Source organism: Planomonospora algeriensis (genome assembly GCF_977012225.1).
Map to the genome: position 1 here is coordinate 1 of NZ_CDRNDK010001011.1, position 707 is coordinate 707.

The window sequence follows — 707 nt, forward strand, 5'->3', positions numbered from 1 at the left end:
CGGGCCCCGGCGCGACCGGCGGACGGGCACGCCGTGCCGCTGCTGGCCAACATCGGCGGGCCGCAGGACCTGGCGGGCGCGCTGGAGCACGGCGCGGAGGGCGTGGGGCTCTACCGGACCGAGTTCCTCTTCCTCGGCCGGGCCCAGGAGCCCTCCGCCGAGGAGCAGGAGGCGGCCTACCTGGAGGCGCTGGAGGCGTTCCCCGGCGGGCAGGTGGTCGTGCGCACGCTCGACGCGGGGGCGGACAAGCCGCTGGCGTTCCTGCCGCCGCCGGGCGAGGAGCCGAACCCGGCGCTGGGGGAGCGCGGGATCCGGCTCTTCCGGCTCCACCCCGAGGTGATGGAGACCCAGCTGGCCGCCCTGGCGCGGGCGGCCTCCCGGAGCGCCGCCACGCTCCGGGTGATGGCCCCGATGGTGGCGACCGCGCAGGAGGCGGCCCTGTTCGCGGCCGCGTGCCGGGAGGCGGGCCTGCCGTCGGCGGGCGTCATGATCGAGGTGCCCTCGGCCGCCCTGCGCTCCGCCGACCTGGCCGCCGAGGCGGATTTCTTCTCGATCGGCACCAACGACCTGGCGCAGTACGCCTTCGCCGCCGACCGTCAGGTGGGCGCGCTGGCCGCGCTGCACGACGCCTGGCAGCCCGCCCTGCTCGACCTGGTCGCCTCGGCCGCGGCCGGGGGCCGCCGGGGCGGGGACCGGGCCGTGCGGGG

Annotated in this window: 1 protein-coding gene; it reads left to right on the forward strand. The window is 78.8% G+C overall.

Annotated elements, in window-relative coordinates:
- On the forward strand, nucleotides 1-707 hold a 707-nt coding region (locus ACWJ6R_RS37505; RefSeq protein WP_449066733.1), incomplete at both ends, for a putative PEP-binding protein.